The sequence below is a fragment of the Ciceribacter sp. L1K23 genome, from assembly GCF_018122705.1.
Taxonomy (GTDB): domain Bacteria; phylum Pseudomonadota; class Alphaproteobacteria; order Rhizobiales; family Rhizobiaceae; genus Allorhizobium.
The window spans coordinates 1559806-1575488 of record NZ_JAGRRC010000001.1; the positions used below are offsets into that span (position 1 = coordinate 1559806).

At 63.4% G+C, this 15683-nt stretch carries 12 protein-coding genes; 5 read left to right on the plus strand and 7 right to left on the minus strand.

Annotated features, from left to right (window positions below; translation table 11 throughout):
* Positions 1–477: 477 nt before the first annotated feature.
* Both J5J10_RS07270 and J5J10_RS07275 read right to left on the minus strand, forming a co-directional pair.
* Entirely contained in the window at positions 478–2475 is a 1998-nt protein-coding gene (locus J5J10_RS07270) for an EAL domain-containing protein (protein ID WP_249116696.1), read from the minus strand.
* A 360-nt stretch (positions 2476–2835) separates the two neighbouring features.
* Positions 2836–3222, minus strand: a complete 387-nt coding sequence (locus J5J10_RS07275; protein ID WP_208550974.1) for an acyl-CoA thioesterase — start codon at positions 3220–3222, stop codon at positions 2836–2838.
* Between the two features lie 201 nt (positions 3223–3423).
* Between J5J10_RS07275 and J5J10_RS07280 the strand changes: the two genes are divergently transcribed.
* Positions 3424–5235, plus strand: coding sequence for a methyl-accepting chemotaxis protein (locus tag J5J10_RS07280; protein ID WP_211929388.1), 1812 nt, complete (start codon positions 3424–3426; stop codon positions 5233–5235).
* A gap of 78 nt (positions 5236–5313) precedes the next feature.
* Here J5J10_RS07280 and J5J10_RS07285 read toward each other — a convergent pair whose 3' ends face one another.
* Positions 5314–5856, minus strand: coding sequence for a hypothetical protein (locus J5J10_RS07285; RefSeq protein ID WP_211929389.1), 543 nt, complete (start codon positions 5854–5856; stop codon positions 5314–5316).
* Positions 5857–6065: 209 nt separating this feature from the next.
* Between J5J10_RS07285 and J5J10_RS07290 the strand changes: the two genes are divergently transcribed.
* Complete coding sequence (locus J5J10_RS07290; protein WP_211929390.1) at positions 6066–6788, plus strand: hypothetical protein; 723 nt, start codon at positions 6066–6068, stop codon at positions 6786–6788.
* Positions 6789–7184: 396 nt separating this feature from the next.
* Positions 7185–8006 carry a sulfite exporter TauE/SafE family protein gene (locus J5J10_RS07295; protein WP_211929391.1) on the plus strand — a complete coding sequence of 274 codons (822 nt, stop codon included), beginning with the start codon at positions 7185–7187 and terminating at the stop codon, positions 8004–8006.
* A gap of 220 nt (positions 8007–8226) precedes the next feature.
* Here J5J10_RS07295 and J5J10_RS07300 read toward each other — a convergent pair whose 3' ends face one another.
* From J5J10_RS07300 to J5J10_RS07310, 3 genes are read right to left on the minus strand one after another with little or no spacing between them, the layout of a single operon-like run.
* Entirely contained in the window at positions 8227–9972 is a 1746-nt protein-coding gene (locus tag J5J10_RS07300; protein ID WP_211929392.1) for a DUF2326 domain-containing protein, read from the minus strand.
* The gene (locus tag J5J10_RS07305) at positions 9969–10196 is read right to left on the minus strand and encodes an ABC-three component system middle component 6 (RefSeq protein WP_211929393.1); all 228 of its coding nucleotides are present in this window, start codon (positions 10194–10196) and stop codon (positions 9969–9971) included. Before J5J10_RS07305 ends, J5J10_RS07300 begins: the two co-directional genes overlap by 4 nt.
* On the minus strand, positions 10193–10936 hold the full coding sequence (locus J5J10_RS07310; RefSeq protein ID WP_211929394.1) for an HNH endonuclease: 744 nt from the start codon (positions 10934–10936) through the stop codon (positions 10193–10195). The genes J5J10_RS07305 and J5J10_RS07310 overlap by 4 nt, the downstream gene beginning before the upstream one ends.
* Before the next feature lie 527 nt (positions 10937–11463).
* On the opposite strand from J5J10_RS07310, the gene J5J10_RS07315 reads away from it, so the two are divergent.
* Together J5J10_RS07315 and J5J10_RS07320 are read left to right on the plus strand one after the other, a co-directional pair.
* A complete protein-coding gene (locus J5J10_RS07315; RefSeq protein WP_211929395.1) occupies positions 11464–12465 on the plus strand; it encodes a TAXI family TRAP transporter solute-binding subunit in 1002 nt (333 codons plus the stop codon).
* Between the two features lie 97 nt (positions 12466–12562).
* Positions 12563–14644 (plus strand): TRAP transporter permease, encoded by a 2082-nt coding sequence (locus tag J5J10_RS07320; protein WP_211929396.1) that lies wholly within the window; start codon positions 12563–12565, stop codon positions 14642–14644.
* A 37-nt stretch (positions 14645–14681) separates the two neighbouring features.
* Here the strand turns inward: J5J10_RS07320 and J5J10_RS07325 are convergent, their stop codons facing one another.
* On the minus strand, positions 14682–15602 hold the full coding sequence (locus tag J5J10_RS07325) for a helix-turn-helix domain-containing protein (RefSeq protein WP_211929397.1): 921 nt from the start codon (positions 15600–15602) through the stop codon (positions 14682–14684).
* Between the last annotated feature and the right edge of the window lie 81 nt (positions 15603–15683).

The window sequence follows — 15683 nt, forward strand, 5'->3', positions numbered from 1 at the left end:
TACTTCGCGCTGTCGCAGACCAATCAACTACGTCCACAGGTGACAGAGCAATTGCTATTGCCTCTAGCACAGAGGTTTTTCCGCTGTTATTCCCGCCGACAATTAGGTTTATTTGCTCCAAACCGCTTAGGTCGACTGAGCGTAGCTCTCTGAAGCTCTCAATATAAAAATCGGACAAATGTGGGCGCAAAGAGAGTTCTCTCGTTAGTTTAGGGGTTCAGATTGATATGCAGACTGAACCACCAGATGCTGTCCGTTTCCCGCAATATCATTAAACGGCGTAGATGGCGACCGTTACACGCGGGTCGATAACACCGACTTAACGTTGGCGAGAGCTAAGCTGTCTCGCGTGGCCAGAATACGATAGCGATTTAAATCGGAAAAAGGAGGATTACGTCCCCCTTGGGCCCCCTACCAGCTGATCCATCGCACAGTCGACCGAATATTCAGCGGTACGTAGGTTTTGCTGCGCCCCCGTCACGCCACCGACAGATGCCGTGCCTTCCTCTTGCCCGGCCGGTCCCGTCTGACGTCGAGCCAGGCGTCGAGGGCTTCGACGGGCATGGGGCGGGCGAAGTGGTAGCCCTGGGCGATGCGGCAGCCGAGGGACTTGAGGGTGGCGGCGTCGCCGGCGCTTTCGACGCCTTCGACGACAATCTCGATCGACAGCGCCTGGCCGAGGCCGACAAGGGCGGTGATCAGTTCCTGGTTGGCGCGGGTCTCGGAGACGCCAGTGACAAAGCTGCGGTCGATCTTCAGGCGGTCGACCTTGAGGCTGACAAGATAGGCGAGCGAGGAATGACCCATGCCGAAATCGTCGACCGCCAGCTTGTAGCCGGCGGTTTCGAGGCGTTTCAGCTGTTCGCCGGCGCCATCTGCATCGAGGATCGCCTCCTCGGTGATCTCGATTTCCAGCAGCCGGGGATCGATCGCATGGGCGTTGGTGACGCGCTCCAACATGTCGGCGACCGAATAGAGCGCGAACTCGTTGGGCGACACGTTGAGCGCGACGGTGGCGGCCGGCAGACCGAGGCCGGCGAGACGGGAGAGCAGCCGGCAGGCGCGGTCGGCGACGAATTCCGTCAGCCGTTCGGCGAGATGCAGTGCCTGGGCGGCCTCGACCACTTCCGGCGGCGAGATCACGCCGAGCTGCGGGTGGAACCACCGCAGCAGCGCCTCGAAACCGGTGATCTCGCCGGTATCGAGCCTCACCTGCGGCTGGAACCAGACTTCGAGACGCGACTGGTCTATGGCGGCTTCCAGATCCTGCTCGATCAGCCGCTGGCGGTCGGCGCGGGACTTCATGGTCGGTTCGAATTCCTGGACGCGGCGGCGGCCGCGTTCCTTGGCGGCGTAGAGCGCCATATCGGCGCAGGCAAGCAGTTCGCCGGCCGAGGCGGCATGGTCGGGATAACCGGCAAGACCGATGCTGAGACCGATGGAGAGCGCCGTGCCGGCGAGCGCCACCGGCTGGCGGCTGACGTCGAGAATGCGGTCGGCAAGCACTGCCGCCCTCGATACCGCATCCTCTCCGGTCACCAGAATGGCGAATTCGTCGCCGCCGAGCCGGGCAATCAGGCCCGTCTCGCCGGCCGCCGCGTGAAGACGACGGGCGACCTCCTTCAGCACGGCATCGCCGGCGCCATGGCCGAGCGTATCGTTGATGGTCTTGAAGCGGTCGACGTCAAGCAGCAGCAGGCAGGCCGGTTCCCGTTCCACGTCGATCGTGTGCGCCAGGGTTTCTGCAAAGCGGGTGCGGTTGGGAAGGCCGGTCAGCGAGTCGCGGCTGGCGACAACCTCGAGCTGGCTGTTCGACTGCTGAATGTCGCGGTTGGCACGCGACAGCGAGCCGGCAAGGGAGGTGGCTTCCAGCTTGCCCAGTTCGTTGCCGACAAAGACGCGCTCGGCGTCGATACTGCTGCGGACGAGGATGACCGTGAAGGCGACGACATTGGCGGCAAGCACCAGATCGACCGTGCCGCCGGTGCGCAGCAGCGAGACCAGGATGGCGAGCTGGACCGGGACGGCGAAGGCAAGGCTCGGATAGGCGCAGCCGATGCCGCGAATGACGGCGCCGCCGGAAATGCCCATCATGATCAGGTAGACATAGGCATCCGCGCCGGTGCCCTCGAAATCGGCGATGACGAAGGGCAGGACCGCCCAGGCAAGACCCGAGCAGAGCGCGCCGATGCCGATGGCCCTCAGGCAGAATTGCGGCGCCATGGCCGGCAGCTGGCGCTTGCGCAACCAGACCTGCAGCGCCGCGCGAAAGGCGATCGTTGTCAGGACCGCGGCGGCCCAGCCCAGAATGGCGTAGAACCCGTCGCCCACGGCGATGGTGAGGAGGGTCACGGAGACGACGATGAGGGTGTTGAAGGCCAGGGTGGACGGCTGGCCGGCCATCAGAACCCTTGTCTGGACTTCATGGATCGCCGCTGCGAAGCGGGTCCGGCCGATGCTGGCTAGGTTGTCCAAAAATGGTATCCCGAGCTGAAAACAAAACTAAAATCAAAGTGATCGGCACGCCGACGCGTATTTGACCGCACGCTTCCATGGATTCGATAAGAGTTCGTTAACGGGGTCTCGCGCGGGTGGTCAGCGGCACTCGGCAGGGGGCGAAAGCGTTGAAATGGTTTACCGATCCTTGGCGGCGCATGGCCACTCCTCGCCCTCGTTCCCCTAGATATCCACTGGAAAGCCGGAGAAACCGTCACGGCGGCGGTTGTCTCGGTTGCTCGCACATTGCGGCGGGAGAGAGGGGCTGGTCGGGAGATGGGCGGGTTACGCGCACGTGCCAAGTCGATTGGCGTGGCCGGGCAGGTCGGCCGGGTCAACTCACGCCGGCGGTACCGGGGTCGGGCGGCCTTCACCGTCGAGCGCGACCATGACGAAGGTGGCCTCGGTGACCTTTTCCATGGTGTGGGTGAGGTAGCGCTGGGCCCAGACCTCGACCGAAAGCGTCAGCGAGGTGCGGCCGACGCGGCTGATATCTGTATACACGCAGAGCGTGTCGCCGATCTTGACCGGCATGTCGAAGGCCATCTTCTCGACGGCCGCCGTGACGACGCGGCCACGGGCCCGCTCGGCGGCGCGGATGCCGCAGGCGAGGTCCATCTGGGCCATCACCCAGCCGCCGAAAATGTCGCCGGCGGCGTTGGCATCGCCCGGCATGGCAAGGGTTCTGAGCGTCAGTTCGCCGCCCGGCATGGCTTTTTCCGTCATCCTCGATCCCTTCCATGGCCGAATCTCGTTCGTATACATGCGAGTTTCGTTCAACTTTCCGTCAATTACATCGCTTTTTTTAGATAACTCCTCCGAAAACAAGGGGGCTTTAGTGTTTCATAAAGGAATGACATTCACATACTCCTATACCGTAATTTAGCAATATTAATACGCGTACTGCGCTATTTAGGAGGATGACGAATGCACCGTATCAGCATCGCCATGCGGCTCTACCTACTTGTTGCCCTGGCACTGGCCGTTCTGGTCACCACGCTGTTCTTCAGCGTCTTTTATACCTACAACTCCCTCGCGCAGGAACGGCGCGCGGGTCTGGCCTCGATCGACCATACGGCGATCAAGGTGTTCGAGAAGTTCCACAAGATGGAAGTCGACGGCACGCTGACGCGCGAAGAAGCGCAGGAGCGGGCGAAAGAGGTGATCGGCGCGATGCGCTATGGCACCGACGGCTATCTCTGGATCAACGACATGACCCCGACCATGGTCATGCATCCGATCAAGCCGGAACTGAACGGCAAGGATCTGAGCCAGAACAAGGACCCGGAAGGCAAGTTCCTGTTCGTCGAGTTCGTCAATACCGTGAAGGCCAGCAAGGAAGGCTTCGTCGACTATCTGTGGCCGAAGCCCGGCTTTGACGAACCGGTGCAGAAGTTCTCTCACGTCATCGGCTTCGAACCCTGGGGCTGGATCGTCGGCACGGGCGTCTATGCCGACGACCTGGCGGCCGCCTTCCGTCGCAACGCGATCGAGTACGGTACGATCAGCGTCGTGGCGATCCTGCTGATCGCCGGCGCGGCCTGGCTTGTCGTGCGCAGCATCTGCGGCGGTATCGCCCGCATCCGCACCTCGATGGCGGATATCGCCGAGGAGCGCATCGACACCGAGATCGTCGATGCCGACAACAAAGACGAAATCGGCAAGATGGCGAAGACGCTGCTCATCCTGCGCGACTCCGTTAAGGACCGGCTCAACCTGCGGGTCCGCGAGGCCGAGCAGCAGCAGGCGCTCGACAGCGAGCGGCAGTCGAACGAACGGGTGCTGCGCACATCGGCCGAGCGGCAGGAGCATGCGATCCACGAACTGGGTACGGCGCTGGAGCGTCTGGCCCAGGGAGACCTGACGGTCTCGATCGGCGCGCTCGGCGAGGAATACGAGAAGCTGCGACGCGACTTCAACGCGGCGGTGGGCGCGCTCAGCAGCGTGCTCGGGGCGATCAGCCAGACCAGCAATGTGGTGACGGAAAACGCGCAAGGCATCAGCGAGGCGACCAACAACCTGTCTCGCCGCACCGAGCAGCAGGCGGCAGCCCTCGAGGAAACCGCAGCCGCGCTCGACGAGATCACCGCAACCGTGCGGACCTCCTCGGAACGGGCCAACGAGGCGCGCGAGATGGTCAACGAGACCAAGGCGTCGGCCAACCGTTCGGGCGAAATCGTGCGCAGCGCGGTCGATGCCATGGGCCGGATCGAGGGCGCGTCCAACCGGATCAGCCAGATCATCTCGGTGATCGATGAGATCGCCTTCCAGACCAACCTGCTTGCGCTGAACGCCGGCGTGGAAGCGGCGCGTGCGGGCGAGGCGGGTCGCGGTTTCGCGGTCGTGGCCCAGGAAGTGCGCGAGCTTGCGCAGCGTTCGGCCAATGCGGCGAAGGAGATCAAGATGCTGATCAACGATTCCGCCGCGGAAGTGGAAGGTGGGGTCAAGCTGGTGCGCTCCACCGGCGAGGCGCTGATCGAGATCGAGCAACTGGTCAACCGGGTCAACGATCACGTCAACACGATCGCAACGGCCGCGCGCGAACAGTCGACCGGACTGCAGGAGATCAACACCTCGGTCAACCAGATGGACCAGATGACCCAGCAGAACGCGGCGATGGTGGAAGAGACCACGGCGGCCGGACAGACGCTTGCCGCGGAGGCCCGCAACCTGCGCGAACTGCTCGGCCGGCTGCGTCTCGGCACTGAAGCCCAGCAGGGCGGCCGCCGGGCGGCGTGACGATCAGGCGCCGCGCCGGGGGGCAGCGGCGTCGATGGATGGGGGTCGGCCTGGCGCCGGCCCCTTTCTTTTTGGGGGTTATTGCGCGGCGCAATCGGCGGCGACGGCCGCGATCGCCTCCCGCGCGCCGGAAAGCGGGAAGGTGGCTTCCACGAAGTCCGGGCCGGGCGGGCTGACGGTGAGCGGGCCGTCGCCGGCAAGCAGGGTGGCGAGCGGCTCGTCGGCCTTGATATCGGCGACCATGACGCCGTCCATGGCCATGAAGGCAAGCTCTTTCTCGACGCGGGTGCCGCCCGAGGAAAAGACGAAGGTGCCCTTGTACTCGTAATCGTCGCCGGGCGGGGTGCCGGACCCGCCGTCATCGAAGGTGAGGGCGAAACTGCCGGGTTCCCAGCATTGCAGGTAGAGCTGCGCGGGGCGCTCGGCGGGGCCTTTGGCGCAAACGGAGGCCGTCATCGCCTCGCCGCCCTCGACCTCCCAGACGTCGGAAGTCCAGCGGTCGCAGGAGGACTGGGCGGCGGCGGGCGACGCGGCCCCAAGTACCGGCAGCGCCACCGGGAGGGCCGGGGCGACGAACAGCGTCGCTGCGAGCGTCAAACGGATGATGTCGGATCCTGGCATGTCAACCTCCTGCCTCCAGGCGTGCCTTGCGATACGCTCTCTCTTAGCAGGGCCAGGGGCGTGAGGCGATAGGGCGAAGGCGCGCATGCCGATGCGGCGTGGACGGAGGCGCCGGTGCCGGCAGGAGCGCCCGAAAGGATTGATAAACGTCTCTCGGCCATCCTTGGCGCGAAGGCGCGGCGGGTGAGCTGTCGCGGGATGGTGTGTCGATGCTGTTTTCCTCCCTTTGCCGGCGGGTTCTGCCGCTGCTGGTGCCGGTCGTTCCGCTGGCCGGCTGTTCGCCGGAGCGTTTCCTGCCGCCGGCGGAGATCGGATCGGGAACAAGCCCGGACCGGCAGCTCGTCGGCCGTGTCGATGGCAGCCGGCAGCTGATTGGCCGGGTGGGCGATCCCGGCGCCGACACCGGCGACGCAACGGAGAGCGGCGCAATGGCCGCCGCCGACTTTCCGGACGCGCCCATGGCCGACCAGGCGGCGCAGCCGATCGTGCCACCGGAGACGGCTTCGGGTGCGGCGATGACGCAGACCTGGGCCGAACCGGCGGGCAGCGCTGTGGTGGCCGATGACGCGACGTCCGGGGAGACAAGTGGCGAGACGCTTGCCGGGGGGGCGTATGCCATTCCCGCCGACGGGGTGAGCATGGATGCCGGGCTCGGGATCGGCGCGGCGCCGGGGACGACGCTGCAGGAAACGGTCGTGGCACCGCCGCCGGCTGTGCCCATCGCGCCGGAGGACATGGTGATCGCCGAAGGGGCGACCGAGCAGCCGGTCGTCGACGGGATCGGCACGGATCAGCCTGTCTATGTCGTCGCGCCGCCTGCTGTGGCACCTGCGATGCCGCAGGACACGCTGGGTGAGGCCTCGACGGACATCACGCCGGACCCGACGGTGACCGGCGGCGTTTCAAAACCTCCGAGCCGGACGGTCGACTGAGCCGCAAGGCAAAAAAAATAGCCGGCGCGCGGGGGAGCGCCGGCCAAACCCAGCGTCGCGGCGGGCGGGGAGGCCGCGGCTGGAGGAAAGGACGGGACCGGAAGGCAAGGCCTGCCGCTCGCGGTCTCGGGTATCGGTTGGTCCGGTCGTCGGTTGCCGCGGCCGTGCGCGTTTGAGGATTACCCCCTCGCAATGCCCTCCAGATCGATGTCCCGGAGCGGTTTGCGGGAAGCGTACCGGGATCGGCCATGCCTTCCTTGTCCGGGCCGGATAATCCGCTATCAACGTCACCATCTTATGACGCTGGCGCCGGCGGTCCGGATGACCGGAGCGGTTGGCGGGCGTCGGTCTGCAACGGGCCACCCTTCGGTGGGCGAGGTCCGCACGAGGTGTGACATGTACCCCATTTCCGACCTTCTGATGTTTGGCGGGATGCTGATGGCGGCGGGCGCAGTGGCGGGGTTGCTCGCCGGCGTGTTCGGCATCGGCGGCGGGGCGGTTTTGGTGCCGGTGTTCTACCAGATCTTCGGCTATGTGGGGATCGACGATGCGGTGCGCATGCATCTGGCGGTGGGATCGTCGCTTGCCATCATCGTGCCGACCTCGATCCGCTCGTTCCTGGCGCATCGGCAGCGCGGCGCCGTCGACCACGATCTGCTCAAGGGCTGGATCCTCGCCGTGCCGCTTGGCGCGATCCTCGCCAGCGTGATCGCGGCCTATGCCTCGAGCGAGGCACTGCGGGCGATCTTCGCCGGCATTGCGCTGGCGCTTGCTATCAGGATGATCTTCCTGCACGGGCGCTGGCAGCTCGGCACCGACCTTCCGGGCCAGCCGGCGCGCTTTCTCGTCGGCACCGGCATCGGCTTGCTCTCCGGGCTGATGGGCATCGGCGGCGGCGTGCTCAACAACACCTTCATGACCTTCTACGGCCGGCCGATCCACCAGGCGGTGGCGACGTCGGCCGGGGTCGGCGTGCTGATCGCGCTGCCGGGGCTCGCCGGCTATGTGGTCGCCGGCTGGGGCGATCCGCTCTTGCCGCCGTTTTCCACCGGCTTCATCAACTGGATCGCGGTGGCGCTGATCATCCCCATCACCTTCCTCGTCACCCCCTATGGCGCGCAGCTGGCGCACAAAATGAGCAAACGCCAGCTGGAAATCGGCTTCGGGGTGTTTCTGCTGGTGGTGTCAGGGCGGTTTTTCTGGAGTTTGTGGGGGTGAGGGGGACGGAGCCTTCTTTTCAGTTGCTAAGGCCGATCTGATTTTTCTCCGGAAAGCAGACTTCTCGCGTGCTGAGCTCCGCCGGCGACAACGCGGCCAAGCAAATGTCGAAGTGAGTATTCGGAGCCCTCATTGCCTACTATCTGGAAGGTCCGCTCAGACAGCCCGAATAATGTCTCTGGACCGCTTCATCTGCGACCAACTTATCATGGCTGGGGTGTTAATAGCGGAAGCCGAGCAGGCTTCCGCTGGGGTCGGTGTCGGTCAACCGCAAACGGACCAGGGCTTCGAAGTCGAAATTGCCCGAGAAGTCTTTGGCGGGCACCATGTCAGTATTCAGTGTGCAGATGTATTGGAAGCCGTATTTCGTGGCCATGGCCGCAGCCAGTTCGAGGGCATGGGCACGCTGGCGCGGATCGACGCCATCGAAAATGGTGCTGTCGTGGATGAGGAAGTCAATGCCCAGGCCGCGCTCGCGTGCGAAGGAGATCAGCATCAGATCGTAGCAGAAAATCTTCATTTTGCTGATACCCTCGCTCGGGCTGCCGGCGATCTCGACATCGAATTTGTAGCCGGTATCGCCAATGTCGATGACGAGTCGCCCAGGCGATTTGTAGAGGTTCTCGGAGAATTCCGAGAACAGGCTAAGCGCCTTCGACCAGACCTCACGCCGTTCCTCATAGTCGAGGGTCGCCGATCGTTTGAGCGCGACGGTCTCGACCTTGATCGTATCGGCCTTGGTCGTCATTTGCTGCAGCTGAGTGATGCGGGTTGTCAATGCGTCAACTCTTAGGCGAGTTGCGGCGTGAAGATCCTGTAGCTGTGTCAGCTCTTCGAGTGCGCCTTGGCCGGCGAGAGTGTTGAGATATTCGGCGCGCCGATTTGTCAACGTTGCGAGCTGGATCTGTCGTTCGGCGATGGCGCTTTCGAGGGCAAAAACCTCGCTTGCGATGAAATCGCGCCGGTTGGACACGATCTTGGCGTTGAAACTTCGAGCGTCGGTGAGGGTTTTGACGACGGCCCCGGGTAAGGCAACGCCTGCCTCAGCATAGAGTGCTTCCAGGCGGGTATCGGTCGGCGGGTCTTCACCTCTTAGCGAATCGCGATATCGATCGAGCCGACGCTTGTCGATGATGTTGGCGTTGACCATCTCATGAATTTCAACAGTCAGGCCGTTGGCCTGCGCCTCGATCTCGCGATATTGCGGCAGGACGCGAAAATTGGACAGGGCCTCCCGCTCACGCTCAAGCTGGTTCGACAGGCGCAGTCGCTCCGCTTCCAGTTCGCCGAGGGATGCCAGTTCACCGTCGACTGCGCCGGTCTTGATTGCCTGTTTGAGCGCTTCGAGGGCGTTTTTTTGATCCTTGAGTTGCTGCCATATTGCGGCCTTTTCCCAGTTAAGACCGAGTAGGAACGCATTGTGTACTTGAATGTCCCAGGTCTTCTGATTATCGAAATATTTGAATGGTGTGTTATAGGCTGCCGCCTGATTTCGTACGAAATAGGAGAGGAGCGACCGCGCCGATGGCTTATAGCCCGCGTCGGATGCCAGTTCACCGATCCCAAACATCGCCCAACCGAGTATGGTGCGCCATTTCTTGGTATCGAGACCGGACAGGCCTTCCTTGTTAAGCGTCGGCTTGATGGGCCAATGATCGGTCTGCCCCTCGATCGCGATGAATCCGGGAGAGTCCGTTTCGCGTGTGACTGCCACGACTTTGGTGGCGATCGTCAGTTCGAGGGTGAAGGCCCAACCTGCCAGAGCCTCGACGCGAAGCCCCTTGTTGGGGGAGGCATTGTTGCCGAGGCAAAAGTCGATGATCTCGATCAAGGTCGACTTGCCGAGCGCGTTGGTGGTGTCCTTGTCACCGGCGGTTTTCGACCGGTCGGCGAGGACAAGGTTCACGCCGACCTGGAAGGTGGCAGTGTGGAAACCTCTTTTATTGGCGCGAACGGAACGGATCATGGAGCGGCCCTCACGATCAAACCATTCTCCATGTCGATGGCTCCGATCATGTAGAGGAGGTTCGCGGCCAGCACGAAGCGTTCGAACGTTCCAACATTGGGTTCGGAGCGGAGGCGTTCCCAGAGTCCGGAGACCGTCATCGGCCCATGCAGGTGCGAAAGCATCGTCGCGCCCACGCCCAGTAGGGCCTCATTCTGCGGGATATGTTTGGTTGGCAGGATCATTTCTCGAATACGTCGCAGATTTCGAACAGATAGACCAAGACCGCAATACCCGCCGTCCTGTCAGCTTGCTTCCGTAACCCTCGCTGCGCGAATGCGCACATGAGCTCGAATAGCTCGTCGCCTTTATGTCCTTCCTTACGCTGCTTGAAATATTCTTCGAGGAAGCCGGCTTTTAGGCGCTCTGGGAAATCGGGATCGAGCTGCGCTTCCGCCTCAACATATGCGGCGACCGTGTCGCGGGACATGAGTCCGGCGGCTATGATGTGACGTGCGCCATTCGTGAGCGCATTCTTCTTGATTTTCTCTTCGGGTGCGGTGAGTTCGAAGGAACCGTTTATCGCGGGCGGCTGGTTAGAAACCCATGCTACGGCGTTCTGGAGTTCGGGGAAAGCGACATCGGCAAAGGCCAGTTCCATAGCCTGCCGGACCTGCTTCTCATGTTTGGTCTTGATCTCGATGAGTTTTTCCGTCGGCCAATCTGCGGGCACCTTGTCGATTATCGTGTGATGATCGGTGCAGAGATAGAGCAGATTGTCGACATGGTCGCGCTCTTCATCTCCCATGGCGGCTTCGTAGCGTGCAGCCTTCGGTTTCTCACCTTTGATATGAGCGGCCTCGCCGACATAAGTGTCATCGCCGGACGGTGAGTCATACGTCAGGTGCTTGCCGCATTTCGGCATGGCGCAGACGCCGCCGCTGCGGAAGGCGAGGATGATTTTAGTTGGATAGCTAGCGCCCACGGCCGCCGCCGATCTGATAGCGTGAAAGCGCCTCGCGTACGGGCCGCCGCGGTAGATTTACAGTCAAATCCAGTCCCCCCTCAGCTTGTTCTTTGCTCGTCTATCTAGCAGATTCTGCGCCAGCCGTGAAAGATGCCGACGCAGGCTCTACCACCAATGAGTTTCGGTCGCCGAAAGGCGTAAAAGCATCTTCAAGAAAGGGAACCTCAGACTACGGATCGATTGGAACGATCCGGCATGGAACGCGAAATGCCGCACTTTATGTGGGTGTGCCAGGCCGATTGTCCGTTCTTACATCTGAATGCCCTGAAGCCGTTAGTCCGGTTCTCTGCCCCAACTCGGTCGTTCCATTCTAGTCAGTCCGCATGCTCGGCATCTCATCCTAGCATCCTCCCGCCTAACCCAACTCCCGACAAAACAACCCGAATTTCCTCCCCTTCCCAAACCGTCCGCTCCCCACGCCTTGCACGCCCCGGCGAACATCCATAAGCTTGGGGGATGTCCAAGAGAAAAAACCGGGAGGTATCATGAGACACTTTACATCGATCGCAGGCGCTCTGCTGGCGCTGGGGCTCGCGACGTCGGCCGGGGCGCAGGACATGTCGTTCTTCCGGATCGGCACCGGCGGCACGGCCGGAACCTATTATCCGATCGGCGGTCTTCTGGCCAATGCGATCTCCAGTCCTCCGGGCTCGCGCGCCTGCGAAGAGGGCGGTTCGTGCGGGGTTCCGGGGCTCGTGGCTTCGGCGCTGTCGTCCAACGGTTCGGTTGCCAACATCAACGCCATTGCCGGCGGCACGCTGGAATCGGGCTTCGCCCAGTCCGACGTCGCAACCTGGGCCTATACCGGCACCGGCATCTGGGAAGGCAAGCCCGCGGTGGAAAACCTGCGCGCGATCGCCAATCTCTATCCTGAAAGCATCCACCTGGTGGCGAGCGCCGGCTCCGGCATCAACAGCGTCGCCGACCTGAAGGGCAAGCGCGTTTCGCTGGACGAGCCGGGCTCCGGCACGCTGGTCGATGCACGCGTCATCCTGGAAGGCTATGGCCTTTCCGAATCCGACATCACGCCCGAATATCTGAAGCCCGACCAGGCGGCGGACCGCATGCGCGACGGCGCCATGGACGCCTTCTTCTTCGTCGGCGGCTATCCGGCCGGCGCGATCGCCGAGCTTGCCAGCCAGCACGATGTGAAGCTGGTGCCGATCTCGTGCGACGAGGCGCCTTCGATCTGCGAGAAGTACAGCTTCTTCGCGGCCGACACGGTTCCGGGCGGCACCTATGAGGGCAATGCGGACGATGTGAAGACGCTTGCCGTCGGCGCGCAATGGATCACCAGCGCCGACCAGCCGGAAGAGCTGATCTACGGCATCACCAAGGCGCTGTGGAACGACAACACCCGCAAGCAGCTCGACGCCGGCCACGCCAAGGGCAAGGTGATCACCAAGGACACCGCGCTCAACGGCGTCGGCATTCCGCTGCATCCGGGTGCCGAACGGTTCTACAAGGAAGCCGGGCTTCTGAAGTAACCGGCGCGGATTGCGCCTGACGATAGCGATCAGCAGGGGCCGCGCGTGCATGCGCGGCCCTTTGTTTCTCAAGCCCGAGACTAGCCTGGTGGGGACCATGAGCGTGGACAAGAAAGACCTGGAGCAGAGCGAAACCGTCCGTCACCTGACGGCGGACGAATTGCAGGAGATCGAGGAGAGCTTCGATCCGGAGCTGCGCTTCCGGGTGCTCGCCTGGCCGCTGACCATCCTGACGTCGGCCGTGCTGTTCCTACTGTCGTGCTACCACTTTTATACGGCGGGCTTCGGCATTCCGCAGGCGACCGTGCATCGCGGGCTGCATCTCGGCATCACGCTGCTCGTGGTGTTCTTGAGCTTCTCGGCCTTCGGCAAGAAGGAGATCAGGCCGGGCGCGCTTGCCCCCTTCGGCCTGCCGCTCGCCGACTGGGTGCTCGGCATCGCCGGGCTGATCGCGGCGCTCTACGTTCCGTGGATCTATGACGATCTTGCCTTCCGCGTCGGCAATCCGCTGCCGATCGACGTCGTCATGGGGACGATCCTGATCGTCGTGCTTTTGGAGGCGGTGCGCCGCTCGATGGGCTGGCCGCTGCCTGTCATCGCGCTACTCTTCATCGCCTATGCCTATTTCGGCAAGGCGATGCCCGGCATTTTCGTGCATCCGGGCGCCAGCTGGACCAATATCGTCAACCACCTTTACCTGACATCGCAGGGGATCTACGGCACGGCGCTCGGCGTGATCGCGACCTATGTCTTCCATTTCGTGCTGTTCGGGGTGATGGCGACGCGCATCGGGCTCGGCCAGCTGTTCATCGACGTCGCCTCGGCGCTGGCCGGGCGCTATGCCGGCGGCCCGGCCAAGGTCTCGGTGCTGTCCTCGGCGCTGCTCGGATCGATTTCGGGCTCGTCGATCGCCAATACGGTGACGACGGGGGCGCTGACTATCCCGGCGATGATCCGCATCGGCTATCCCCGCCATTTCGCGGCGGCCGTCGAGGCGGCGGCCTCGACCGGTGGGCAGATCACGCCGCCGGTGATGGGCGCCGTTGCCTTCCTGATGATCGAATATCTCGGCCTGCCGCTCACAACCATCCTGACGGCGGCGCTGGTGCCGGCCTTCATGCACTTCTTCGGCGTTCTCGTTCAGGTGCATCTGGAGGCCCGGCGGCTCGGCCTGCGCGGGCTGTCGCTCGACGAGCTGCCGAATGCCTGGAAGGTGCTGAAAGAGGGCTGGCTGTCGGTCGTGCCGCTGATCGTGCTGGTCGCGATCCTGCTCTCAGGACGTACGCCGTTTTCCGCCGCCTTCTGGTCGATCACGGCCTGCATCGGCGTTCTCGTCATCCAGCAGGTGCGCGAAAGCGGGGTGATGCACGGCCTGCGCGGTGCGGCCCATGGCGTGTGGGAAGGCTTCATCCTCGGCGCCAAACAATCGCTGTCGGTGACGGCGGCGGCGGCGCTGGTTGGCGTCGTCATCGGCGTGGTGACGCTGACCGGGGTCGGCTTCAAGATCGCCTATATGGTAACGGGTCTGGCGCAGGACTGGGCGGCTTCGGTGCACGGCATGCTCGCCGTCCTGCCGTTCGAGCTGATGGGCGTACCGACGCTGACGCTCCTGTTCACGCTGATCCTGACGGCCGTCGTCTGCATCCTGATGGGTTGCGGCATTCCGACGACCGCCAACTACATCATCATGGTGGCGGTTGCGGCGCCCATCCTCGGGCTTCTCGGCGTCGAGCCGCTGGTCGCGCATTTCTTCGTCTTCTACTACGGCGTGCTGGCCGACGTGACGCCGCCGGTGGCGATGGCGGCCTATGCCGGCGCGGGGATCGCCAATGCGAACGCCTTCAAGGCGGGCAATACGGCGTTCCGGCTGAGCATGGGCAAGGCGCTGGTGCCGTTCGTGTTCGCCTTCCAGCCGGCCCTGCTGCTGGTGACGCAGAATTTCACCTGGACGGCGTTCTTCCTTGCCTTCGCCGGCACCGTGCTCGGCATCTGGGCGCTGGCGGCCGCGGTATCCAACTGGCTGTTCTCGACGCTTCGCTGGTATGAACGCATCGCGCTCGTCTTCGCCGCGATCCTGCTGGTGGCGCCGGATCTCGTCGCGACGCTCATCGGCATCCTGCTGATGGCACCGATCGCGGCGCGGCAATTGCTGGGCAAGGATCGGACGGCGGCAGGCTAGGGGGCGTTTGCCGGCCGCTGACGGGACCGGTCGTCGCTCACGCCGACCGGCGCAGGGCTCCGGGGCTCTTGCCGACCACCGCCTTGAAGACGCGAGTGAAGTGGCTCTGGTCGGCGAAGCCGCAGGAGACGGCAATGTCTGACAGGGACAGGTCGACATCGCGCAGCAGCAGGGCTTCGGCCCGTTCGACGCGGCGTTCGGTCAGCCACTGGTAGGGTGTGAGGCCCGTCGACTTGCGGAAGGCGCGGGTGAAGTGGCTGGGGGAGAGGCCGCAGGCTGCCGCGACCTCCGGGACCGACAGCTTGTCGCTCAGACGGGCGGCGATCAGTTCCTTGGCGCGGCGTTCCTGCCATTTGGCGAGGCCGCCATTGGGATTTAGGGGGCTGTCGTTGTTGTTGGCGCCCCGGCGGGCGAGGCCCTGTCGCGCCTTGAGCGCGGCGGCGACGAAGACCGCGCAATCCTGCAGCAGTTGCGCGTCACCGGCATCGAAATAGGGTTCGCGATCGGAGAGCACCCACAGCGTGCCGAACGGTTTTTCGCTGCCGATATGCAGCGGTACCAGCAGGAGTTCCGGGATGCAGATGCCGGCGAGACAGTCGTAGAGCCGTTCGGGATAGCGGGTCAGAAGCGGCTGGTTGCGGTCCAAGACGATGCCGCAGGGGCTATCGTTTCGGGGCGTTGATCCGCCCTCCAACTCCCACAGCACGCCGCGCGTGTGCCGCCAGCGGAAACAGTGCGGCTCTTCGTTGAGGCTCAAGCCCGCGCTCGACGCACCGGTTTCCCGGAGCGCGATATCGACATAGCGCGGCAAGACGGCTTCCGGGTCTCGCGACATTTCGGAGGCGAGATCGACGAGCGCGGTGCGGGCGCGCTCATGATCGATACGCTTGGGCGCCCGCTGTTGAAGAGATTCTGTTATGAATACATCTTTTATTAGAAAAGTACTTTTGGAGTTCATGCGATGTCTCCCGGTGCATTAGGAAACTGAACTACTGCATGATTGTAATAGTAGTCCGTATCGATCCTTGCGTAAATGTCG